This is a genomic window from Marinobacterium marisflavi (genome assembly GCF_982447095.1).
Genome location: NZ_OZ457898.1, coordinates 905,250 through 929,296, shown reverse-complemented (window position 1 = coordinate 929,296; position 24,047 = coordinate 905,250). Strand labels below are relative to the sequence as shown.

The following is a 24,047-nucleotide window of genomic DNA, read 5'->3' as shown; positions in this document are numbered from 1 at the left end:
CTCGTAACTGTTCCATTGCTAACCTTTGAGCCCGCACCAGCGGGCTTTTTTCTGCCTGTTCAGGACGCCTTGGCGCTCTGTTGTTTAGTCAGGACTCTGGTAAACTAGCGCCGCACTTGAGGAGCCTTATATGCCACGTGATTTCACTGCAGATCTGTCTGAAGTAAAGCCTGCAACACTCATCCGACGCTTGCTGGCGATCGTCTACGATACGCTTCTAGTTGTTGCTATCTCAATGGTGGTGGTACTGATCGCGGTTGGACTCAACGGTGGTGAGGCGATTGATACACCGCTGGGCAAGGCGGCACTTCAGTCGGCACTACTGTGCATCAACTTCCTCTTCTTCGGCTACTGCTGGACCAAAGCGGGACGCACGCTCGGCATGCTCGCCTGGCACCTGCGCGTACAGAATCATGACGGACGCAAACTGAGCTGGACCCAGGCGCTCATCCGCTTCTTCGGCGGCGCCTTCTCACTGCTCTGCTTTGGTCTCGGCTTTTTCTTCATCCTTTTGAGTGATGAGAAACTCGCCTGGCACGATCGCTGGTCAAACTCAGTCGTCGTCAGAACACCAAAACCCAAGCGCAAGTAGCGATCTACATCAGATCATCTAACGAACTCGGGCGAGCATATACAGAGCGAAGGCGAGACTCACCAGTATAGGTATGAGCGCAGCCCAAAAGGCGGCAAACCCCAGCACCTGACTCGCGGGCGCTAGCAGATCCTGGCTGAATTTAAATACTAGCCCAACGATAACACCGGTCAAAATTCGCTGTCCCACAGTCACACTGCGAAGCGGTCCAAAGATAAAGGCAGTGCCTACGAGTACTAGCGCAATGATCGACAGCGGCTGCAGCATCTTATTCCAGTAGGCCAGGTCGTAGCGTTTCGGGTCTACGCCCTGCTGACGCAGATAACTGGAGTACTCGCCTAGATCGGAAACGGGTAGGTAACGCGGCTCAACCAGCACCACACTGAGCAATTCAGGGGTCAGTTCCGTCTTCCAGTGTAGCGCGGGCAGCGACTCTATATTCATCGCAGAGCCATCATCGGCAAAGGTGACCCGCTGTACATCTGCAAGCGTCCAACTAGCACCATCATACTGCGCGGACTTCGCACTCAGACGCTCCAGTAGACGACTATCAGCATCAAACCGGTGCTGCATAACACCGATCAGCTCTCCGCTTGGCAAAATCGCATCGACATGAATAAAGGCGTCTCGTTCACGGTACCAGGCACCTGCCTGACGCTCTGCCGCAGCCCGCGCGCCCTGACGTTCAATTTTAAAGCCCTCAGCGCTCTGCTGTGCCACCGGCACGGCAAACTCCGTTAACAACAGAGCAGCCGAAGCTAAGAGCAAAACAGGTTTAATCACGGTGAGAATAAGGCGGTTCAACGACAGACCCGAGGCGCGCATAACCGTTAGCTCCGAACTACTTGCCAAGATTCCCAACCCAACCAGCGTCGCCGTCAACGCCCCCAATGGAAGCAGTTGGTAGGCCATCGCCGGGAGGCTCAGCAGCACATAGTAGAGTGCTGCACTGAGCGGATAGCGATCATTCACATCACCCAGCTCATCAAGCACCATAGAGATACCCATCAACCCCAACAGCACGAGCATTACGACGAGGAAGGCGCCAAGGATATGGCTAGCTACATACCGGTCAAGGCGCGACAACAACATCAAGACGCAGCCTCCTTAGATCGCAGCTTTGGCAGGCGCGGCATGTAGCGCAGCACTAGTACCCAAAGGCGCTCAAAACGGGTAAAGCTCAAAGCCAGTAACAGTGCCACAAGATGTACCAACCAGATCATCCAGGGCCCCGAGTCACCCTGCTCCACTGAAGAGCGCGCGCCGGTGAGAGCCGCAACATAGAGCTGGTATATGAGTATGGAGGGGATGAGCTTGGCATAGCGCCCGCGACGCGGACTGGTTTTCGCCAAGGGCACGGCTAAAAACACGACGACGATCGCGAGAAACGGCAGTGATAGGCGCCAATGTAGGCGGCTGACGCGCGGTGCGTCCGTAGCACTCAATAGCTCTGTGGTCGGAATTGCATCCAGATGGCGGATCGGTGCACTTAGCTGCGGATCTGGCAACCGCACACCGTATTCACCAAAACCGAGCTCCTCAACAACCTCTTCACCTGGCTGCCCCTGGTAGCGGTAGCCGTTCTCTAAGATAAGAAACCGCCCCTGCCCATCTATGAAGCGCTGTACACCGGTTGGAGCGCTGAGCACAAAGGGCTCGCCTGTGCGCGTGCGGCCATTAATGAACAGATCAACCAAACGGCCCTGTTCATCAATATCTCGGGCGTAGGTCACCTGGCCTGACTTGGAGGTTTGGAAGGCTCCAGGTATGACCATATCCAGCTCGGTACGATTCTGCTGCTCCGCCACAATCGTCTTGGCTTTAAACATGCCCGCGGGCGTCAGATAGAGACTGACGAAGGCGACAATGATCGCCAGCAACAGGCCGGGACCTAGGGTATAGCCGAGCAGGCGCCAATTACTCATGCCGCAGGCCTGCAAAACCACCATCTCAGAGTCGAGATAGAGTCGCCCATGAGAGATCAGTATTCCCAGAAACAGTCCGAGGGGCAGTAGCAGTTCGAGAAAGAGCGGGATGCGATTGAAAACCAGTTGCAGCACAACCGACGTAGCAATTTCACCGGCTGCGGCATCAGCGAGATAACCGATTAGGTGGGTACTTGTGATAATCAACAGCAGAACACTGGTCACGGCGAGCGCGGTTTGCAGCACTTCGCGTGAGAGGTATCGAAAGATAATCAACCCGGTGTCCTTATCCCTGCTGATGGTTTACATTGAAACCAGTTGGCCTATGATTGCCGCATTATTACGCAAAGCTATGCACATGTCTTGTAAAGACGCCGATTAGCCGTCTTGAAAAGACCCTTGTTAAGAGTCTCGTTAAGGAAACCTCATGGACTTCGAAATTATCACCGCTTCGCCTGCTGAGATTGAAACTGAATGCCTGGTAATCGGCGTCGGTGCCGATGCTGAATTTACCCCAACTGCTGATGCCATCGATGCAGCGAGCAACGGTTATATCCGAGCGCTGATTGATGCCGGTGATTTTAGTGGTAAGAACGGCGAGTCTCAGCTGTTACGTGCCCTACCGGGTGTCGCAGCTAAGCGCGTGATGCTCCTAGGTCTAGGCAAAGCGGGTGAGCGTACACTGCCTAAACAGCAGACACTGATCACCAGCACCACCAGCGCCATTACTAAACTCGGTGTCAGCTCCGTTGTTTTTGCGCTTGATTGCGCCTCATCTGATGACGACGACATCTACCGCGACACCCGTCATATCGCCGAGTGGAGCTCAGCGGCGCTATACAGCTACGACGCGACTAAGAGCAAAAAAGCCGAACCTATCAAACTCGAGCATATCCACATTCTGACTCAAGAGGAGCAGGTTGAGGTGGCCGAGGGCGCGCTACTGGACGGTGTTGCTATCGCCAATGGTGTGAGCAGTGCACGTGAACTGGGCAACCTGCCGGGCAACATCTGTACCCCACTCTACCTTGCTGAGCACGCTAAGAGTCTGGCGTCTGAATTTGAATCGATCAGCGTCGAAGTTCTCGATGAGAACCAGATGACCGAACTGGGTATGGGTGCGCTGATGGCTGTGGGTAAAGGCAGCGCGGTGCCCCCTCGCCTGCTGGTTCTCAAATACACCGGCGCTGATGAGTCCGAGAAGCCACACGCTCTGGTCGGCAAAGGCATCACCTTTGATACCGGCGGCATCAGCCTCAAACCGGGCGCAGAGATGGACGAGATGAAGTTCGATATGTGTGGCGCAGCCAGCGTGCTCGGTACTATCGAAGCGATCGCCGAGATGGCACTGCCCATCAACCTGGTAGTTCTGGTTGCAGCGGCGGAGAATATGCCAAGCGATCGCGCGACCAAGCCTGGCGATGTGGTCACCACCCTATCGGGTCAAACGGTTGAGATCCTGAACACCGATGCCGAGGGCCGCTTGGTTCTGTGTGACGCACTCACCTATGTTGAGCGCTTCGAGCCACAGAGCGTTATCGATGTCGCAACCCTCACAGGCGCTTGTATCATCGCGCTGGGCAACCAGGCAACCGGCCTGATGTCCAACAACCAGGAGCTCGCAGACAAAATTCTGGACGCTGGCCAGTACGCCGGTGACCGCGCATGGCAGCTACCACTCTGGGATGAGTACCAGCAGCAACTGGACTCAAACTTCGCTGATATCGCCAATATTGGCGGCCGCCCCGCAGGCACCATCACTGCCGCCTGCTTCCTGTCACGCTTCGCTAAGAAGTTTGCCTGGGCGCACCTCGATATCGCAGGTGTTGCATGGAACTCAGGTAAAGCTAAAGGTGCAACCGGCCGCTGTGTACCGCTGCTGTGCCAATACCTACTTGATATTGCAGAAGAGAAAGAGTCTTAAGTGCCACGCGCGGACTACTACGTTCTGCCACAGAGCGACTACGACAGCCGCGAGCTGTTCGTCTGTCGTCTCTGTGACAAACTTACCAAGGATCGGATGACAATCCACATCCATCTGCCCTCAGAAGCTGATCTAACTCAATTAGATCAGAAACTTTGGTCATTTAAGCCGGAAGCTTTCCTGCCACATACTATACTGGGACAAGAGCTCAAAGCGCCGATAACGCTGAGTACTGATGCCGAGGCTGATATCGAGGCGGATCTCCTGATCAATCTCGCGATCACGCAGCCAGCGTTGGCCACTCGCTTTAAACGCGTTGCTGAGATCGTGATTCAAGATCCTGAAATCCTTGCGGCTAGCCGTGAGAGCTTCAAACAACGAAGAGACGCCGGCTGGGAGGTGCATAACCACAGAATGCCCAGCTAAGTCGCACCTCTAAAAAGGGTCCACATCAGGGCCCCTTTAGAATGAGAGGAAGCATGCTGTGCGCACAACCTGGTTAGTCCTTCTTGCGGTAATCATCGCTGCTGCTTGGTGGCAGCTCAAACCCACGCCGCCACAAACTGTTCAATTACAACGGGTCGACACTGGTCTGGTTGAGCGTATCTCCGCTAACAGTCGCGCCGGAACCGTATTTGCCTGCAAAAGTTCAGACCTATCGCTTGCGGTCGGCGGACGTGTAGCAAAACTCTATGTCGACGAAGGTGAGGCTGTCAAAGCGGAGCAACTGCTATTAGAGCTCGACAACAGCGCTGAAGAGGCTCGACTTGCCCTCGCCTCAGCCGACCTTCTGGCGGCAGAGATTGAGCAACAGCGCAGCTGCGACGCCGCTGCGTTGGCACGCCGCGAGGCGGACCGAGCGGAATCACTGCTCAACCAGAAACTGGTCTCCAGCGAGCGCCTAGATCAGCTAAAGACCGATGCCAAACTCAAAGGACTGAGTTGTAGCCAGAGCGAGGCGATGCGCCAGCATGCTGAGGCGGCGGAACAACTGGCCCAAATTCAACTCAACAATACCCGACTTTATGCACCCTTTAGCGGCACGATCGCCGCAGTTAACGGGGATATAGGCGAAATCGCCACCCCCTCACCGCCAGGAATTCAGACGCCTCCCGCCATCGAACTGATCGATGATAGCTGCCTCTATATCGAGGCTCCGATTGATGAGGTTGAGGCCTCTCGCGTCGAAGTGGGTCAACCGACACGCGTGACGCTGGATGCTTTTCGTGGGCTAATCTTCGACGGCGCAGTAAGCCGCACTGGCACACGGGTATCAGCGCTTGAGAAGCAAGCCAGAACGCTCGATATCGAGGTGATGCTTGTTAATCCACCGGAAGAGGTAAAGCTACTTGTAGGCTACAGCGCGGATGTAGAAATTGTTACCGGCCATGCAGACCCCGTGGTGCGCGTCCCTACGGAAGCACTTCTCGGGGGCAATCAGATTGTGCGCTTCAATTCACAGAGCTCGCGCCTTGAGAAGGTCGCGGTTGAAGTGGGTTTGAGTAACTGGAGCTGGAGCGAAATTCGTTCGGGTATCCAAGCCGGTGACCAGATACTTGTGCGTTTAGAGAAACTCGATGAACTGCTCGATACTGAGGTCAATCCACAGTGATTGAGCTCCAAGCACTCAGCCGTCACTACCAGCTCGGTGGTGAAGAGGTCAAAGCGCTTGACCAGTTCAGTTTGAGTATCGCTGCCGGAGACTACTTAAGCGTTATGGGCCCTTCGGGTTCTGGAAAATCAACACTGCTCAACCAGCTCGGTCTGCTCGACACGCCAACCAGCGGTAGCTTCCGCTTCGAAGGTATCGAAACCACAACGTTAAGTGAGGCGCAGCGGGCAAGCCTTCGAAATGAGCAGATCGGCTTCGTCTTCCAGGCCTATCATCTGATTGACCGGCTAACCGCGTTGGAGAACGTGGAGTTACCCCTGACCCTGGCCGGTGTTGACCCCAGCCTGCGGCGCGAACGTGCCAGCGAACTCCTGAAAAAACTGGGACTCGAACGTTTCCTACACCAACGTCCACAGCAGCTATCGGGTGGCCAACGCCAGCGCATTGCGATCGCGCGTGCGGTTATAACTCAACCTCGCCTGCTGCTTGCTGATGAGCCGACTGGCAACCTCGACTCGCATTCCGGCGCGAGCGTGGTAGAGCTACTCGAACAACTCAACAGCGACGGCATCACCTTGGTGGTTGTTACGCATGATGCTGAGCTCGGCGCACGGGCCAAGCGCCAGCTGCTGATGGTCGACGGTCAGCTGCGCGCTGAGACGCAAATTGGCCAGTTACAACACGAGCTCAACGATGCGCCTCTCTGACCAGCTCAGCTTTAGCCTACAACTTTTCCTGCGACAGAAGTTCCGCACGCTGATGGCACTATTAGCCGTCAGTGTCGGCGTAATGTCTGTGCTGCTACTGACCGGGCTATCCGAGGGGGCCCGCCAGTTTGTGCTGCAAGAGTTTTCGCTGCTCGGCAAGGATACTCTGATCATGCTACCCGGGCGCAAAGAGACTCAAGGCGGTCTGCCGCCCTTAACCGGCGAGTCCTCCCGCGACCTCACACTAGAAGACGCTGCCGCGCTCAATCGAATGGCAGAGGTCGAATACACCGTACCGTTGATCGCAGGTCTGAGTGAGGCTTATGTTGGCGGTCTCAATCGCGAGCTTATCGTGCTCGGCAGCAATGAGCGCCTACTCGAACTGCGCGGTATCAGTCTGCAACAGGGGCGTAATCTACCGGCCAATTCGGACCAAACCAACACACCGGTTGCGATTATCGGGGCGGAGGTGGCACAGGCGCTCTTTCCGACATTAAGCCCGCTTGGAGAGTGGATCCGCTTGGGTGATCGCCGATTTCGTATCACAGGCGTGCTAGAGCCCTCCGGCGTCTCGCTCGGCACCGATATGAGTAACGCGGTGATCATTCCAATTCAGGCATCGCAACAGCTGTTTAACTCACCGGGGCTGTTTCGACTACTGATAAAACTCTACTCGGAGGATCAGCTGAAAACAGTGCAACCAGCCATGCTGAAACTTATTGCCAGTCGTCATGCGGGTGAGCCCGACGTAACACTCATCACCCAGGACGCCCTGCTCGCCACCTTCGACCAGATACTCGGCGTACTAACAGCGGCCGTTGTCGGCATCGCATCAATTAGCCTGCTAGTTGCCGGGGTACTCATTATGAACATCACGCTGATTAGCGTGACCCAGCGCACGGCAGAGATTGGACTGCTAAAGGCTCTGGGGGCGCCACAGCGCACGGTCTTAGGGCTGTTTTTGCTCGAAGCCGCGATTTTGGCACTCATGGGCGCACTACTGGGAGTGATTCTAGCAGTCTTCCTTCTCACACTAGCCCATCTTAACTGGCCATCTATGCCACTAGAGATGCCGCTCTGGGCACTGATCAGTGCAGTTAGTGTGGCTATCAGCGTTGCGCTATTGTTTGCCTGGCTGCCGGCGCGTAAAGCATCGCGCATGGACCCGGTGGACGCGTTACGAGGGGCAGCCAATGCGCACTAGCGATCTGATTCAGTTCACACTGCGAAGCATCCGCGCCAACCCCATGCGCTCCGCACTAACGATGCTCGGTATCGCAATCGGCATTCTCTCGGTTGTTTTGCTCACCAGCCTGGGTCAGGGGGTGCAGCAGTATGTTATGCAGACCTTCTCACAGTTCGGCACACGCATCATCGCCATCAATCCTGGACGCACACAGACTGGCGGCGCCGGCGCGCTCTTAGCCAGTACGCGTCCACTGACCCTAGATGATGCCAACTCACTCCAGCGCCTGCCGGGTGTAGAGACTGTAATTCCCGTGGTACAGGGCACCGGAGCCGTGGAGTACAACAACCGCGTGCGCTACACCGACATCCTCGGCGTTAACCACCAGATGCCAAAGGCCTGGCAGTTCGATCTGGCTCAGGGTCAATTTCTACCCGACAGCAGCGGCAGCTACCCGCAGCCATTTGCAGTGGTCGGCGCCAAGGTCTGGCGGGAGCTCTTCCGGGGTCAGGAGGCGTTGGGGCAGTTTCTTCGCGTCGGTGGCGAGCGCTATCGCGTTGTAGGCGTACTTGCTGAAAAAGGGCAGATGCTCGGCTATGACCTAGACGACATCGTCTATATCGATACCGAGCGCGCACTGTCACTGTTTAACCGACCCGGACTCATGGAGATCGATGTTACCTACAGCGCTGCTTACACGGCTGATGCCATCGCAGCACAACTAACTGAGCGTCTCATTCGCCGACACGGTAACGAAGACTTCTCGCTCATGACTCAAGATCAGATGATGAGCACGCTTGGGCGTATCCTGGATATTCTCAAACTGAGCGTCGCCGGTCTTGGAGCCATTTCGCTGTTAGTGGGTAGTATCGGTATTCTGACGATCATGGTGACGGCCGTGCATGAGCGCCGTTCGGAGATTGGCCTGATTCGTGCGCTCGGGGCCTCGCGCAGGACCCTGAGCCTGATCTTTCTGGCCGAATCGACACTGCTGTCGCTGATCGGTGGTCTCATTGGACTGGTTTTGGCGTTGGCACTGCTCGCAATTACCCAACTGCTAGCCCCCTCTCTACCCGTCGAACTTGTCCCGGGTTACCTCTTTCTTGCGCTTGGCATAGCTTTTGTTACCGGGCTTCTCAGCGGCATCATTCCCGCCCGCCAGGCGGGCGCACTCGATCCGATTACTGCGCTGCAATCTGAATAGAGCCCTCTGTCAAAACGATTGAACTGAACCCTCCCCCGCGGCTGTATAACCGACGCCAGTACAGGTATAATCTGGCCCCTTCAGAAATCAGTGTTTGCAACGAAGAGACAACGCGACCTCATGGATAAGACCTACCAGCCGCAGGCGATAGAACAGAAGTGGTACCAAGACTGGGAAGATAAGGGCTACTTTGCCCCATCTGGCGAGGGCGAAGGCTACTCGATCATGATCCCACCACCGAACGTCACCGGCAGCCTGCACATGGGCCACGCCTTCCAGCACACGTTGATGGATACGCTGATTCGCTACCGTCGTATGCAGGGTCGCAACACCCTCTGGCAGGTTGGTACCGACCACGCCGGTATCGCTACACAGATGGTGGTTGAGCGTAAACTTGCCGCTGAAACTGGCGAAAGCCGCTACGACCTTGGCCGTGACGCGTTTATCGAGAAGGTGTGGGAGTGGAAAGCGGAATCGGGCGGTACCATTACTCGGCAGATGCGTCGCCTGGGTAACTCTGTTGACTGGCCGACTGAACGCTTCACCATGGACTCAGGTTTCTACCACGCGGTACAGGAAGTGTTCGTACGTCTCTACGATGACGGCCTGATCTACCGCGGTAAGCGTCTGGTTAACTGGGACCCTAAACTGCACACGGCGATCTCTGACCTTGAGGTTGAGAACCGCGAAGTTAACGGCAAGATGTGGTACATCCGCTACCCACTGGCCGAAGGCGTCACCACCAAAGATGGCAAAGATCACATCGTTGTGGGTACTACGCGTCCTGAAACCCTGCTGGGCGATACCGGTGTTGCGGTAAACCCAGAGGATGAGCGTTTTGACAACCTCGTAGGTAAAGAGATTGTTCTGCCGCTCGTTGGCCGACGCATCCCAATCGTTGCGGATGAGCACGCCAATATGGAGAAGGGTACCGGCTGTGTGAAGATCACCCCGGCACACGACTTTAACGACTACCAGGTGGGCCAGCGTCAAAAACTTCCAATGGTTAACGTGTTGACCCTCAACGCCGATATCCGCGATGAAGCACAGACTTTCAACTTCGACGGTAGCGTGAATAACGACCTCGACCCTACCCTGCCCGAGAAGTACCGCGGGATGGAGCGCTTCGCCGCGCGTCGTGCGATCGTGGCTGAACTCGAAGAGCTTGGCCTGCTGGTGAAGATCGAAGAGAACGCGATGACCGTGCCCTACGGCGACCGTGGCGGTGTAGTTATCGAGCCCATGCTGACTGACCAGTGGTTCTGTGATGCTAAGACTCTGGCCAAGCCGGCTATCAAAGCGGTTGAAGATGGCGATATCAAATTTGTACCTAAGCAGTACGAGAACATGTACTTCGCTTGGATGCGTGATATTCAGGACTGGTGTATTTCCCGTCAGCTCTGGTGGGGACACCGTATCCCTGCCTTCTACGACGATGCAGGCAATGTCTATGTCGCCAACTCGGCTGAAGCCGCACGCGAAAAGTACAACCTGGATCCAGAGCTGGCACTGCGTCAAGACGACGACGTCCTCGATACCTGGTTCAGCTCGGCGCTCTGGACCTTCGGCACCCTCGGCTGGCCTGAGAACACAGATCGCCTCAAAGCCTTCCACCCCAGCGACACGCTGGTGACTGGCTTCGACATTATCTTCTTCTGGGTAGCGCGCATGATCATGATGACCATGCACTTCATGAAAGATGAAGATGGCAAACCACAGGTGCCGTTCAAGAATGTTTACGTTACCGGTCTGATCCGCGACGAAAGCGGCGACAAGATGTCCAAGTCTAAGGGTAACGTCCTTGACCCACTGGATATGATCGACGGTATCCCTCTGGCTGATCTGCTGGAGAAGCGTACCGGCAACATGATGCAGCCACAGCTGGCTGAGAAGATCGCCAAGCGCACCGAAGCTCAGTTCCCAGACGGTATCAGCGCGCACGGTACCGATGCCCTGCGCTTTACGCTGGCAGCACTGGCGACCACCGGCCGCGATATCAACTGGGATATGAAGCGCCTGGAAGGCTACCGCAACTTCTGTAACAAACTCTGGAACGCTGCACGCTACGTGTTGATGAACACCGAGGGCGAGGATTGCGGCCAGACTGGCAACGACGTTGAGCTGTCTCTGGCGGATCGCTGGATCATCAGCGAGCTACAGCGCACTGAAGAGGTGTTCACCAAGCACCTGGATGAGTACCGCTTCGACCTCGCGGCACAGACACTCTACGATTTCGTCTGGAACCAGTACTGTGACTGGTACCTCGAGCTCTCTAAACCGGTTCTCTGGGACGAGGTAGCCTCTACTGAAGCCAAGCGCGGTACTCGCCGCACGCTGGTCCGTGTACTGGAGACCATTCTGCGCCTGAGCCACCCAATCATGCCGTTCATATCGGAAGAGATCTGGCACCAGATTAAAGGTCTGGCTGGCGTTGAGGGTGACACCCTGATGCTGCAGGCTTTCCCAGTGCCAAATGCTGAGCGCATCGATACTCAGGCTGAAGCCGATATCGAGTGGCTCAAAGGTGTAATCACCGCTGTGCGTAACATCCGCGGTGAAATGAAGATCTCTCCATCAACGGATCTCGACCTGCTGTTTGCTAACGGCAGCGAGGAAGACCAGCGCCGTCTGAACGCCAACGCCACCTTCCTGAAGAAACTGGCGAAGCTACAGTCGATCACTTGGCTCAATGCCGGTGACGACAAGCCGATGTCAGCCACTCAGCTAGTAGGCAACATGGAAGTGCTGGTACCGATGGCCGGCCTGATCGACAAGGATGCAGAACTTGCGCGTCTGCAGAAAGAGATCGACCGCCTTCAGGGCGAAGTGGATCGTGTTGAGAAGAAGCTGAGCAACGAGAAGTTCGTTGCTAACGCACCGGAGGCGGTTGTCGCCAAAGAGCGCGCCAAAGCGGACGATGCGCTGAAGGCGAAATCGCAGCTCGAAGATCAGTACCGCAACATAGAAGCACTTTAAGTCACAACTGCTAAGTAATTGATTAGATGGGGGAGATCGAATTGTTCGATCTCCCCCTATTTTATTTGGCAGCCACTTACTTTACCTCCTAAGCTTTAACAGTACTGGTTATTCGGTGATCAGTTCGGCCTTAGGAGCAGTTGCATGACACTAAAAACCCGAATTCTTAGCGCCATCATCGCGGTCGGCGTTCTTCCCCTTATCGTCGCCTCCGGCATCAACTATTTCCTGACCAGCTCAGAGGTCTCCACGGCACTGAAAGAGGAGACCAGCGCACGCTTAGTGGCGATGCGTGAAGAGAAGTCTGAAGCGATTCAAATCTACATTGATAGTCTCGACAAGCTGATGCACACATTGGCGCGCAGTCAATCGATAACGGGGGCAACACGCCTGATGGCTCGTGAATTCGAGGCCTCCTTTACCCGAGCTCAAACCTTTGAGACCCCTTACAACCAAGCGGGACTCGCCGACTATTTTAGTGACGAATTTGGTCGAGTTTACCGCGAGAAAAATGGCGCGAAATCGAGCAGTTTCGGCGAGGACCTTTACCAGCAGCTAGATGACACGGCACGCTTCTATCAATCACGTTACATTGCTGACAATACTTATCCGCTGGGTGAAAAAGATAAGCTTGAGAACGTCGAAGAGATATCTCTGATTCCCAATGGATATGACAGTCTTCACACCCTCTATCACCGGGAACTGCGCTACATTCAACAAGAGTACGGTTTCTACGATCTGTTCTTAATTGACAACGACGGTCGCGTTATCTACTCGGTCTACAAGGAGACCGACTACGCCACGTCTCTGGCGACTGGCCCCTTTTCAGATTCTGGACTAGCGACGGCCTGGCGCCGTTCGCAAGGCGTTGAAGCGGGCACTATAACAATGACGGATTTCGATCCCTATGCCCCCTCCTACGAAGCCCCCGCCTCTTTCCTCTCGACTCCGGTATTTGATGATACTACCCAAATCGGCACGCTGGTCGTACAACTCCCAGTCGCTTTGTTTACCGAAATTCTGACATCTAACCAGAGGTGGAAAGAGGTAGGGATGGGAGATACAGGTCAGGTCTATCTGGTTGGTCCGGACAAAACCGTGCGTACAGAGACTCGTCTTTTCCTGCAGGATACCGATCAGTTTGAACAGGAGATCCGAGCCTACGGGAAGAACTCTGACGATCAAATCACCCAAATCTTAAATCGAGGCAGTACGGTCGGTCTTCTTCGCTTGCATGAATCAAGCGTTGATTTGGCGCTGGCCGGAGAGTCTGGCGTAGAGGAGGCCAATAACTACATCGGCCGCCCATCGCTAATGGCGTTCGCACCACTTGAAATTGAAGGTATGCGTTGGGCGATCATCGCTGAGACAACGACTGAAGAGGCTTACCTCGCGCTAGCCGACGTCCAGCGATCGATGTTGATTGTCGCTGTTTCAGTCCTGTTGATCATGATTTTCGTGTGCATCCTGTTTGGACTCTACATGTCGTCTAAACTAATCAACCCAATCAAAGGGTTGGTTGTTGCCTTGAACGACATTGCTCAAGGCGAAGGCGACCTGACAGTGCAGCTTGACTCAGCTAAGCGCAACGACGAGATTGGCGAGCTGTCCACGGCGTTCAACACCTTCGTTAGCAAGATACGTGCGGTAGTTTCAGACGTTGCGGTATCGGCCACTCAGCTAGCCGGTGTCTCAAACGAGTTTGCCCGTGCGACTGAAGAGGGCCGCGCTCACATCTCGCGCCAGCGTGAAATGGCGCAAAGTATTGCCAGTGCGGTGACAGAATTTGCAGCCTCGATCGATGAGGTGGCACGCACGAGTAACGAGACACTGGTGACCATGAATCAGGCCAATGATGTGAGCCAGGCCGGCAGTGGTTTGGCCCTCAAATCACGCAATGAGATTGAGCGTCTGTCCGAGGGTACACGCCAGTCCTCAGAGGCGATCTCACAACTCAGCAGCGAGATCGACCAGATCAAAGAGGTACTCAATGTCATCAACGATATCGCCGAGCAGACGAGTCTACTGGCACTGAATGCGGCGATTGAGGCGGCTCGCGCGGGTGAGCAGGGTCGAGGATTTGCGGTCGTCGCCGATGAGGTGCGCCAGCTCTCCTCTCGCACTCAGGAGGCAACCGTCAATATTGCCGATAAAATCGAAACGCTTCGCAGTGCTGCCGATGAGACCGTTGCACGCGTACAGCGCTCACTCGAGGCAGCCGAGAGCGGCATTGAACTGAGCAATCAGACCAACGACGGGCTGCACGAGATCAGCGATCTAGTAGGTGAAGTCAACGGCATGCAGAGCCAGGTAGCTTCGGCAGTCACCGAGCAGCAGGCTGTAGTTAAAGATATCGAAACAAGCATTCTCGATATCGACAACCTCTCTGAGGTGACGTTTAACGAATCGAACAAAACCCAAGCCCGCGCAGCAGAGCTGCTGCAGATGGCCGACAGCCTGCAAGGGTTGGTGGGTCGTTTTAAAGTCTAAGCCCACCTAGGACTCTGACTGTATAACCACTCCAAGATGAGCCAGCCCCTCAAGGCTGGCTTTAAGTGTGTCGAAATCAGACTCTACAACGCTGAGCGTTTTACTAATCGACTCGCCAAAACGCTCGTCCAGTAGTTCAACCTGCAACAGGTTCAATACGCGCTGGATCTGCGGCTCAAGGTTGTAGGGGTAATTGATGGCGAGCTCCCGGCGGCTCTCTACCTGCTCAAGCGGCAAAATTTTTACCAGCTCAGCAACGGCTTGAGCATAAGCCCGAATCAGCCCACCTGCACCCAGCTTCGTACCGCCAAAATAGCGCGTCACCACCACACCCACATCGCCAATCTGCTGCTGCAGCAGCACATTAAGCATCGGTTTGCCGGCGGTGCCAGTCGGCTCGCCATCATCCGAGCTGCCAGCGGCACGCGGCTGCTGTGGGCCACCCAATATATAGGCAAGGCAGTGATGGCTCGCTTTATTGTGCTCAACTTGAAGCTGAGCCTGTAAGCGTTGCAGTTCAGCGGTATCCGTTAACGGAATCGCCTGCGCGATAAAACGGCTGCGTTTTATCTCGATCTCGTTGATGGTGGAAGTGGTGGGGCGCAAGTATTGAGACACGGCTATTGAGACACGGCACCTGCGGTCAGTGCCGCTGAAGAGTTTGAATGGCGGCTAGACTAACGAACTCTGGCACCGGGTACCAGTACCAGAGTCCTTCGGCATTGGGTTACGAATGGCTTATTTGTGCGGTTCGTGCTCCATCAGATCCTTAGCTTTGAGGAATGCCCAAGTCATAACACCCGCCATTGCCAGAACGCCAAGAACGCTAGGAATAAGAGTTTCTAATACGTAGATGTCGATACCAAACATGATGATCACCTGCTATGTCAGTTATTTCGTTGAATTAACGATAACGCATATTAGGAGTTGCTTAATTGACCTATCTCAATAGAGGTATCGCTAGTCCTTTCCAACCTGTAGGAGGCATCTCGGCACAGCCGAGGTGGCGACTAAAAAATCACCCTAACTCAGCTACCTCAGCTTCGGTAGGCTTTCGCACGTTCAGCACTTCCACATCAAACATCAGCGTCTGACCGGCAAAGGGGTGGTTCAAATCGATCTTCACTTCACGATTATCCAGCTCAACAACGCGACCCAACTGCGGCTCACCCTCGCCATCTTCCAGATTCACCAACATCCCCTTCTTCAGACCCGGCAGGTCAGCAAAGGCCTCACGCTCGATAACCTCGAACAGCTCTTCATCACGCTCGCCATAACCCAGCTCAGGCGGAACCTCTACCTGAAAGTGGTCACCCTCAACACGCCCTTCAAGAGCCTGCTCTAAGCCGGGAACCAGCATGTTGTGGCCATGGATATAGGAGAGCGGCTCATCCGATGAGCGCGAACCGTCACGCACCTCTGCGCCTTCAACGAGGGCGTAGTGAAACTCGACATAGATATCTTTTTCGATCTTCATTAACTCAAATCTCTTACTTTCTGCTTTCTAAACGCAACCAAGCATCACGGCTGTAGGCGTTCAATATGCCAACCTGTATCAGTCGCAGTGAAACGGAAACGATCATGCAGGCGGCTCGCGCGCCCCTGCCAGAACTCAAAACGCTCAGGCACCAAGCGGAATCCGCCCCAGTGTTCGGGACACTCAACTACGCCCTGCTCGCCCAACTTTTCGACGCGCTGCTCCAACAGTTCACGCCCCGCAATCGGATGGCTCTGTTCCGACGCGACCGCGCCAATCTGCGAGCCCAGAGGACGGGATTTGAAGTACTCAACGCTCTCCTCACGCGAAACGCGCGCAACCTTACCACGAATACGTACCTGCCGCTCGAGCGCCTTCCAGTAAAACAGCAACTCCGCTTGCGGGTTGTCATCAAGCTGGTGCCCCTTTTCACTCTTGTAGTTAGTAAACCAGGTGAAGCCTCGCGCATCGAACCCTTTCAACAGCACGATACGGGCACTTGGATAACCTGAGAGGTCTGCGGTTGCTAAAGTCATCGACGTGGCGTCGTTGGGATCCGCCACCAACGCCTCATCCATCCAGTGACTAAATTGAATGACCGGATCAGACGCCAAAGCCGAGCGCTCCAGCCCAGCGAGTTCATATTCGCGGCGTACTGCGCTTACATCTTGGATGTTACTCATATTTGGTACAACCTCGTGTCGGTTTCTATCTTTTGCTACGACTCACTATATACTAGCGGTAATAGGATTCGCTCGATATTGAGATATTAGATGAAGTTTCGCTCTGCCCTATTGATGCTGCTCAGCGTTTTACTCTTTACCGGCTGTGCACCTATCGCAAATAAAGAGCTGCGTCTGCAGAACCTCGCCAAATCCGAGGTCGATATGATTATCGACCAACACATCAATGCGGGGCGTAAACTGGCGCGTGAACTTACCATCAAACTTTACAAACGCAACCCTGCTGAGCTGCGCAAGGCTGCCCCCGGTACGACGATTAACACCCGTTTAGAGCAGCTGCTCGGAACTCCGCGCCCGATTCGCCACCCTGAACTGAATAATCTCTATGGCCTCGATGCCCTACCTTTAGCATTCGATGAAAGCTTTCAAGGGGATCGCGTGTTCGCGTTGATGATTGCGATAACGGGTATGCTTCACGCCAGTTATAACTACCGCGATGAGTTTTTTATGCTCGATGAGATTGATCAGCAGAAGCTCTACAACTCAGCGAGAAACCTCGAGAAGATCGCCTGGTATATGCACAACGTTAAACGCTCGAATGGTGAGCTTTTGATTCTGAGCGATAGTATCAGTCCCGAACTGACCAATCTCAGCTACGAGCGTATCTTCGGTAAGCTAATTGCCACCCAGGATATGATGGCCGAGATTGTAGCCACGTCGACCGACCGATCGATCAACCGCATTGTTCAGGGAGTCGCGACTGCCCCTTTCCTGCCCATCTAAGCGCGGATATTAATCGCGGCAATCTTGTGGTTATCGTTGAGCTCTAGCGTCAGGTCAGCACGCCGAGGAATGTCTTCAATCATCCAGCGTGTTAGGCGTTCGTAGTGGGCGATAAAGCGGCGGATCTCCTCTGACCCCATAATCCTCAGCGGGTCGCTCGGAGTACGGTCCTCATATAGTAGGGCGGCACGCTCACTGAGTTTCACCTCTTGCGCCGCACGCCAGTTGTACACCGCTTGCATGTTCGGTACTTGCAGACAGATCAGAAGATCAACCTCGTCAAACAGTCTTTGATAGGGGCCCGCCAGTTGTTCGTTAACATAGCGGCGCCAGCTCCCGTCGCTATCTTCCTCGATCTCTAGATCGTTAATGGGCCGGCTAAGGCGCGCCTCGGGCTCGGGAGCGGCACCGATACACCAGCCGTCGAACACAATTACATCGACCGGACCGACAAACTCCTGCCAGCTCTCCTCGGGCATACGCTCATCGGTCGATTTATCGAACATCGGAATGCGCACCACATCGCCGAGTTGCGCCTGCTTCAGCTGCTGCAACAAGCGCAAACCGAGCTCTACGTCGTGGGTACCAGGAACGCCGCGCGTTGCCAGCATCGGATGAACTGTGTCGGCTAATTTCTCCCGCTCCGCACGCGTCAGGTAAATATCGTCGATCGAGAGATTAGCGACTCGCAGTCCAAAAGCCTCAGACAAGACCACCTCGAGAAGATTGAACAGGCGCGCTTTACCGGCACCCTGAGCACCGTTTATCCCGACGACTAGGGGTGTGCCCGGTTGATGCTGCTCATAGACCCAACAGGCGATGGGGACATAGATCTTCTCGAACAGCTCTTCCAGGCCCAGGTCAACCTGCAAATTGGCAATTGCGCTCGCAAAGGCCTCGTTTACGGCCTTGAGGGCATGTTCACGCTTTGCTCTATCTAGCGGAAGCCGATTGCTCGGCCATTGAGTTAAAAGTGCCATCTCTCTCTGTCGAAATAGTTAAAGCAGCTTAAGACTGCAAAAAGTTCACTATAGCGTCTACCTCAAGCTCGGTCATCAGCGGTGGCGCGTGACCCAGCCCTGGCAACTCAAGACAGACCAGATCTGGCCGAGTATCGTGCATACGCTGGCGGATATCGTGAGTCAGTAGGTCGGACTCTAGCCCATGCACCAGCAAGCAAGGTTGCTCGATCGCGTGCCAGAGATCCCAAAGTACTATCGCTTCGGGCGCTTGAGCTGCCGATTTGGTGTTATTGGAGATTTTCGGATCGTAATGCAGATGATACCCACCCTCAGGTTTCGCGCGGCTACCGTAGCTCGCCAAACGCGCCCACTGCGAATCACTGAGCCCTTGGAAACTCTGATAATGGGTTCTCAGATACTCTTCTACCTCTGAGAGCGTCTCAAACTCAGGCGCATCCACGTAATTAGCGATACGCTGGAGCGCCTCAATCGGCAACTCAGGACCTATGTCATTGATCACCAGCCGCGAAATCATAGTTTTTGGCTGGGACGCCAACGCCATGCCCAGCAGCCCGCCTAAGGAGGTTCCCACCCAGTCCACCTGTTTGCCGTGCAAACGCTGTAGTAACGGCATTAGCACTTCGATATAGCGCAGCGGGTCATAGTCAGCAGGGTCATCAAACCAGTCACTCAGGCCTCGGCCCGGCAGATCAGGACAAACAACGTAATGGGTGCCTGCCAGAGCAAGCGCGATCTCATCGAAGTCACGACTGTGACGCATCAACCCGTGAACACAGACCAATGCCCGCTCGCTATCTGGAGAACCTGCGCTCCAATAGGCCAGACGCTTATCGCCTGAGGAGGTTGAGAAAGTGATGTGGTTAAGTTTCATAGACTCCATCTCAAGTGATCGCTTTAGCAATAGATTGCGTTTTAGGCTAAAACCCGCTGCTTTACATAAGTTTACCTCTTTTTGCACGACACTGACGCCGTGCTTCGGGTAATATTAGCGAGTCATAATTTATCCGACAGTTTGATAAGTAACTGCCGTGTAAGCTTGGAGATTAAAGTTTCGTGCGTCTACTCAAATGGATTTTGCCACTGCTCATTCTCGGTGGTGCTGGTTTCGGCTTTGTAAAACTCAAGGCGAGCAAGCCGGAAATTCCGCCTCGTACCCCCGAGGAGCGTTCATGGACGGTATTGGCCACTCAGGCCATGCCTCAGGCGCTGTCGCCGCAGGTAGAGCTGTATGCAGAGATTGAGAGCCCGCGTCAGGTGACCCTGCGCGCCAACCTTGCGGCTGACGTAGAAGCGGTAGAAATGCTTGAGGGCAGCCGTTTTAAACAGGGTGATCTGCTGATTCGCCTCGATACCCGAGAGATTGATTTCCAACTCGCGCAGCAGCGCGCGCAGCTAGACTCATTGAAAGCGCAGCTCGACGCACAGCTGCTGCAATATGAGACCAACAAAAAGGCCTTAGAGGTCGAGCGTGAGATGTACCGCATCGCCCAGCGCTCGCTCGAACGTCAAACAGACCTATCTAGCCGCAACTTAGGCAGCCGCGAACAGCAAGACAGTGCCGAAATGAACCTGGCTCAGCGCCGTCTTAATCTTGTCAGCCGCGAACAGGCGATTGCCAATCACCCCAACCAGGTTAACCAGCTAAAAGCCACAATTGCGCAGGCTGAGGCTCAGCTCGCGAGCTTAGAGCTGGATCGCAGTCGCGCTGAGGTGCGGGCACCCTTTGATGGGCGTGTCAGTGCGCTCAGCATCTCGGTTGCCGATCGCGTACGTAACGGCGATGCGCTAGCCCGTATCTATCCTACGTCAGCGCTGGAAGTTCGCGCCCAGTTACCGACGCGTATCTTGCCGCTAATCAAAACCAGCGACGAAATCCCACAGCTTACCGCCAATGTTGAGCTCGATGGCCGCGCGATGCAACTTGAACTCGACCGCCTCAGCGCTGAGGTTGCAGCCGGCAGTGCCGGCGTCGATGCGATGTTCCGCTTTGTTGATACCAGCTACGCGCCAGAGCCTGGCCGCACACTGAGCCTGAAACTCAACCTGCCAGTGATTGATCAACTCATTCCGCTACCACCGGTTGCTCTGTACGGCACAGACCGCGTCTATCGCGTCAACGACTCGCGCTTGGAAGCGGTTAAAGTAGAGCACTATGGCGATCGCCTCTCTGAGGTGGGTGAGCCTCAAGTGCTGGTGAGAAGCGCTGCATTGGCGGCGGGTGATGAGATCATTACCACTCAACTACCAAACGCAGTCAGCGGAATGCTGGTTGAGGTGCGCCAGTGAACCAGGATACCGGTCTGAAGGGGCTTATTGGCCTCTTTGCGACCCACAGGGTTGCCGCTAATCTATTGATGTTGCTGATGATTGTTGCCGGTGTTCTCGGCATCAAACGTCTCAACGTGCAGTTCTTCCCGACCTTCGAGCTCGATATCGTTACCGTCAGCGTGCCCTGGAGCGGTGCCAGTGCGGAAGACGTACAAACCTCGGTAATACTGCCAGTCGAAGAGGAGCTCCGCTCGCTCGACGGTATCAAACGCATCTATGCCACCGCCCGCGACGGCAGCGCCTCTTTTCGATTAGAGCTCGAGGAGAGTGCCGATAGAGACTACGTGCTGTCAGAGACCAAGCAGAAGATGGATGGTGTGCAGAGCAGCCTGCCAAGCGATGCCGAGGCACCCATCGTGCAGGTGGTGACCCGTTACGACAACATCGCTGACCTGATCGTAACCAGCGACCGCGCTGACCTTGAAGAGCTACGCCACCTCGCGCGTGAATTTGAGCAGCAACTGCTCTCCAAGGGCGTGCGCAAAATCGACTTTGAGGGTATGCCCAAGCAGGAGATTGCCCTGCAGCTCACGCCAGATTCTCTCGATCAATTGGGCATGACACTGCCGGAGATCGCATCGGCTATACGCACCCGTTCAGTCGACCTGCCAGCTGGCACTGCAGCGAAAAATGATGGTGCTCGTCAGATCCGCAGCCTCGGTCAGCAACGTGACGAAGAGGGCTTTGAGAGCCTACCGTTGCAGACCCGCGGCAAGGGCGACATTGTACGACTGGGCGATATCACTCAGATAGAACGCCGCGACCAAGAGAATCAGGTTCGACTCTTCTTCAACGGGCAACCGGCTGTCATGCTACAGCTCAAACGCACCGAGTCTGAAGACAGTTTGAAAGCAGCCAAGATCATGAATACCTGGCTGGAACAGACGCGTCCAACCCTGCCTGCAGGCATTGAGATTCATACCTACAACGAGTCATGGACGTTGATTCGCGACCGTATCAACCTGCTGGTTGAAAACGGTATCAGCGGTTTGATACTAGTAGTGGCGATCCTGTTCCTATTCCTCAACGGTCGCGTGGCGTTCTGGGTCACCATGGGTATCCCTGTTTCGTTCTTGGCGACGCTGGCAGTGCTCTACATGATTGGCGGCACCATCAACATGATCTCGCTCTTCGGCTTGATTATGGCGCTGGGTATTATCGTGGATGATGCCATAGTGGTGGGTGAGGATACCCTTTCGCACGCCCAAGTGGGCGAGAGTGCGCGCCGGGCATCGATTGGCGGCGCCCTGCGCATGCTTGCACCGGTTACCGCCTCGTCGATGACAACCATCGCGGCCTTCCTGCCGCTGATGTTGGTAGGCGGTATCATCGGTAATATTTTGATCGATATCCCAACCATCGTTATCTGTGTCATTCTGGCATCGCTGGTGGAGAGTTTCTTCGTTCTGCCAGGACACCTGCATCACACGCTGGCCAAAGTGGATGCGGTTAATCCATCGCGTTTGCGCCAATCCCTCGACCGCGGCTTCGACTACTTCCGCGATCGGCTGTTCCGCCCCTTTGTTGAGACGGCGATCTCCTTCCGCTGGAGCTCAATAGCGATGGCGATCGGCATACTGATCTTCAGTATCGGCCTATTAGCCGGCGGACGTATCAAGTTCAACTTCTTCCCTGCCGTTGAGCAGGACACGATGAATGCCAACTTCCAGTTCGCTTCGGGCACCGACTCGCGCTACGTCATGGACTTCCTCGATCACTTGGACCTGACACTGCGTCAAACCGATGCTGAACTCGGTGGCGATATCCTCAAGATGAGCCTGCAGCGCTTGCACACCGCACGTTTCAGCCGCAATGGGAGCGGTTCGCGCGGCGAGGAGTATGGTTCGCTATCAGTCGAACTCGAACCGGGCGACCACCGTGAAGTGGGTACCGGCGAGTTCATTAAAGCTTGGCGCAACAACATTATCCTGCCAGCCGGCATGGAGAAGTTCTCTATCGATGTCGATCAGGGTGGCCCGCCGGGCAAACCTGTTGAGGTTAAGCTGACTGGTAGCGATATAACGGTGCTCAAAGCAGCATCGCTGGAGCTGCAAGACGCGCTTAAACGCTACGCGGGTCTGAGTAACATTGATGACGACCTACCCTTTGGTAAGTCGCAGTTGATCTACACGCTGACACCGGCAGGTGAGACTGCTGGCCTGTCACTCGAGCAGGTCGGGCGCCAACTGCGTGCCGCCTTCGATGGTATCGAAGTCCAGACCTTCTTTGAGGGGCGGGATGAGATCAGCGTGCGTCTGATGATGACCGATGAGCAGCGTAACCGTCTGAGCACGCTGACAGCACTACCGATCGTCTTGCCCGACGGGTCCACTACACCGGTGAGCAACGTGCTCAACTTTACGCCACGCCAGGGCTTCGACTCTCTACAGCGCATTGATGGGCGTCTATCTATCAATGTCTCGGCAGATCTCGATGAGTCTGTCGCTAACGCCAACGAGATCATAGCCGACCTTAGAGCCGAGGTGATGCCAAGTCTGCTGGGGCAATACGGCATCGAAGCGAGCTTTGAAGGCAAGAGCCGTGACCAGCGTGAAACGCTGGCTGACATGGGTACAGGTTTGGTGATTGCACTGGTACTGATCTACGTGATCTTGGCGTGGGTGTTCGCGTCTTACAGCTGGCCAATCACCGTAATGCTGGCGATTCCGCTGGGTCTGACCGGTGCGGTGCTGGGGCACTATGTGACCGGGCTGGATCTCACCATCCTGTCGCTATTTGGCTTCTTCGGCCTCTCAGGTATTGTAATCAACGACTCGATCGTCCTGGTGACCTTCTACAAAAAGCTGCGTGAACAGGGTATGGGTATTCATGAGGCGGTGGTGGAAGCGGCCTGTCAGCGCCTGCGTGCGGTACTGCTGACATCCCTGACCACAATTGGAGGCCTCACACCGATCCTGTTTGAGACCTCACTACAGGCGCAGTTCTTGATCCCGATGGCGACCTCAATCGTCTTCGGTCTCGCCTACGGTACCCTGTTGATCCTAGTCGTGGTTCCATCGCTGCTGACCATCGTTGAGGGCGGGCGCGCTAAGCTCGGCCTCAAACCGGTCACCCAGTCAGCCACCGCGTAGGAGGGATGTGCGCCAAAGGCGCATTTCCCGACCCTCGCGAGGCCCAGCGCCATTTATCCGAGCACCACGATCAGGTATACTTCGG

Annotated in this window: 20 protein-coding genes; 12 read left to right on the top strand and 8 right to left on the bottom strand. The window is 55.2% G+C overall.

From position 1 onward, the window contains the following. Positions 1–130: 130 nt before the first annotated feature. Positions 131–592: an RDD family protein gene (locus AC1WNR_RS04530; protein WP_481643339.1), complete on the top strand. Its 462-nt coding sequence runs from the start codon at positions 131–133 to the stop codon at positions 590–592. 18 nt (positions 593–610) lie between these two features. Here AC1WNR_RS04530 and lptG read toward each other — a convergent pair whose 3' ends face one another. Further along, on the bottom strand, positions 611–1,684 hold the full coding sequence (lptG, locus tag AC1WNR_RS04525; RefSeq protein WP_481643338.1) for an LPS export ABC transporter permease LptG: 1,074 nt from the start codon (positions 1,682–1,684) through the stop codon (positions 611–613). Continuing rightward, positions 1,684–2,793: an LPS export ABC transporter permease LptF gene (gene lptF / locus AC1WNR_RS04520; RefSeq protein ID WP_481643337.1), complete on the bottom strand. Its 1,110-nt coding sequence runs from the start codon at positions 2,791–2,793 to the stop codon at positions 1,684–1,686. The genes lptG and lptF overlap by 1 nt, the downstream gene beginning before the upstream one ends. 151 nt (positions 2,794–2,944) lie before the next feature. Here lptF and AC1WNR_RS04515 point away from each other — a divergent pair, with 151 nt between their 5' ends. From AC1WNR_RS04515 to AC1WNR_RS04480, 8 genes are all read left to right on the top strand, one after another. Continuing rightward, positions 2,945–4,441: a leucyl aminopeptidase gene (locus AC1WNR_RS04515; RefSeq protein ID WP_481643336.1), complete on the top strand. Its 1,497-nt coding sequence runs from the start codon at positions 2,945–2,947 to the stop codon at positions 4,439–4,441. Further along, positions 4,442–4,867, top strand: coding sequence for a DNA polymerase III subunit chi (locus AC1WNR_RS04510; RefSeq protein ID WP_481643335.1), 426 nt, complete (start codon positions 4,442–4,444; stop codon positions 4,865–4,867). Between the two features lie 58 nt (positions 4,868–4,925). Continuing rightward, complete coding sequence (locus AC1WNR_RS04505; RefSeq protein ID WP_481643334.1) at positions 4,926–6,053, top strand: efflux RND transporter periplasmic adaptor subunit; 1,128 nt, start codon at positions 4,926–4,928, stop codon at positions 6,051–6,053. After that, on the top strand, positions 6,050–6,760 hold the full coding sequence (locus AC1WNR_RS04500) for an ABC transporter ATP-binding protein (protein ID WP_481643333.1): 711 nt from the start codon (positions 6,050–6,052) through the stop codon (positions 6,758–6,760). The genes AC1WNR_RS04505 and AC1WNR_RS04500 overlap by 4 nt, the downstream gene beginning before the upstream one ends. Continuing rightward, the gene (locus AC1WNR_RS04495) at positions 6,747–7,964 is read left to right on the top strand and encodes an ABC transporter permease (protein ID WP_481643332.1); all 1,218 of its coding nucleotides are present in this window, start codon (positions 6,747–6,749) and stop codon (positions 7,962–7,964) included. Before AC1WNR_RS04500 ends, AC1WNR_RS04495 begins: the two co-directional genes overlap by 14 nt. Next, positions 7,954–9,150, top strand: a complete 1,197-nt coding sequence (locus tag AC1WNR_RS04490) for an ABC transporter permease (protein ID WP_481643331.1) — start codon at positions 7,954–7,956, stop codon at positions 9,148–9,150. The genes AC1WNR_RS04495 and AC1WNR_RS04490 overlap by 11 nt, the downstream gene beginning before the upstream one ends. Before the next feature lie 120 nt (positions 9,151–9,270). Next, entirely contained in the window at positions 9,271–12,126 is a 2,856-nt protein-coding gene (locus AC1WNR_RS04485) for a valine--tRNA ligase (RefSeq protein WP_481643330.1), read from the top strand. Positions 12,127–12,270: 144 nt separating this feature from the next. Next, positions 12,271–14,616: a methyl-accepting chemotaxis protein gene (locus AC1WNR_RS04480; protein WP_481643329.1), complete on the top strand. Its 2,346-nt coding sequence runs from the start codon at positions 12,271–12,273 to the stop codon at positions 14,614–14,616. Between the two features lie 6 nt (positions 14,617–14,622). On the opposite strand, the gene AC1WNR_RS04475 is transcribed toward AC1WNR_RS04480, so the two are convergent. The 4 genes from AC1WNR_RS04475 to pdxH all read right to left on the bottom strand — a co-directional run bounded on the left by AC1WNR_RS04475 (position 14,623) and on the right by pdxH (position 16,776). After that, entirely contained in the window at positions 14,623–15,234 is a 612-nt protein-coding gene (locus AC1WNR_RS04475) for a YigZ family protein (RefSeq protein WP_481643328.1), read from the bottom strand. Between the two features lie 120 nt (positions 15,235–15,354). Next, on the bottom strand, positions 15,355–15,486 hold the full coding sequence (locus tag AC1WNR_RS04470; protein WP_481643327.1) for a hypothetical protein: 132 nt from the start codon (positions 15,484–15,486) through the stop codon (positions 15,355–15,357). Between the two features lie 148 nt (positions 15,487–15,634). Continuing rightward, a complete protein-coding gene (locus tag AC1WNR_RS04465) occupies positions 15,635–16,093 on the bottom strand; it encodes an FKBP-type peptidyl-prolyl cis-trans isomerase (protein ID WP_481643326.1) in 459 nt (152 codons plus the stop codon). A gap of 44 nt (positions 16,094–16,137) precedes the next feature. After that, a complete protein-coding gene (gene pdxH / locus AC1WNR_RS04460) occupies positions 16,138–16,776 on the bottom strand; it encodes a pyridoxamine 5'-phosphate oxidase (RefSeq protein ID WP_481643325.1) in 639 nt (212 codons plus the stop codon). A 90-nt stretch (positions 16,777–16,866) separates the two neighbouring features. Here pdxH and AC1WNR_RS04455 point away from each other — a divergent pair, with 90 nt between their 5' ends. Next, positions 16,867–17,559, top strand: a complete 693-nt coding sequence (locus AC1WNR_RS04455; protein ID WP_481643324.1) for a hypothetical protein — start codon at positions 16,867–16,869, stop codon at positions 17,557–17,559. On the opposite strand, the gene AC1WNR_RS04450 is transcribed toward AC1WNR_RS04455, so the two are convergent. Together AC1WNR_RS04450 and AC1WNR_RS04445 are read right to left on the bottom strand one after the other, a co-directional pair. After that, positions 17,556–18,539, bottom strand: coding sequence for a hypothetical protein (locus tag AC1WNR_RS04450; RefSeq protein WP_481643323.1), 984 nt, complete (start codon positions 18,537–18,539; stop codon positions 17,556–17,558). The genes AC1WNR_RS04455 and AC1WNR_RS04450 overlap by 4 nt on opposite strands. A gap of 28 nt (positions 18,540–18,567) precedes the next feature. After that, complete coding sequence (locus AC1WNR_RS04445) at positions 18,568–19,413, bottom strand: alpha/beta fold hydrolase (protein ID WP_481643322.1); 846 nt, start codon at positions 19,411–19,413, stop codon at positions 18,568–18,570. A 182-nt stretch (positions 19,414–19,595) separates the two neighbouring features. Here AC1WNR_RS04445 and AC1WNR_RS04440 point away from each other — a divergent pair, with 182 nt between their 5' ends. Together AC1WNR_RS04440 and AC1WNR_RS04435 are read left to right on the top strand one after the other, a co-directional pair. Further along, the gene (locus AC1WNR_RS04440) at positions 19,596–20,828 is read left to right on the top strand and encodes an efflux RND transporter periplasmic adaptor subunit (protein ID WP_481643321.1); all 1,233 of its coding nucleotides are present in this window, start codon (positions 19,596–19,598) and stop codon (positions 20,826–20,828) included. Continuing rightward, the gene (locus tag AC1WNR_RS04435; RefSeq protein ID WP_481643320.1) at positions 20,825–23,962 is read left to right on the top strand and encodes an efflux RND transporter permease subunit; all 3,138 of its coding nucleotides are present in this window, start codon (positions 20,825–20,827) and stop codon (positions 23,960–23,962) included. Before AC1WNR_RS04440 ends, AC1WNR_RS04435 begins: the two co-directional genes overlap by 4 nt. Positions 23,963–24,047: the final 85 nt, after the last annotated feature.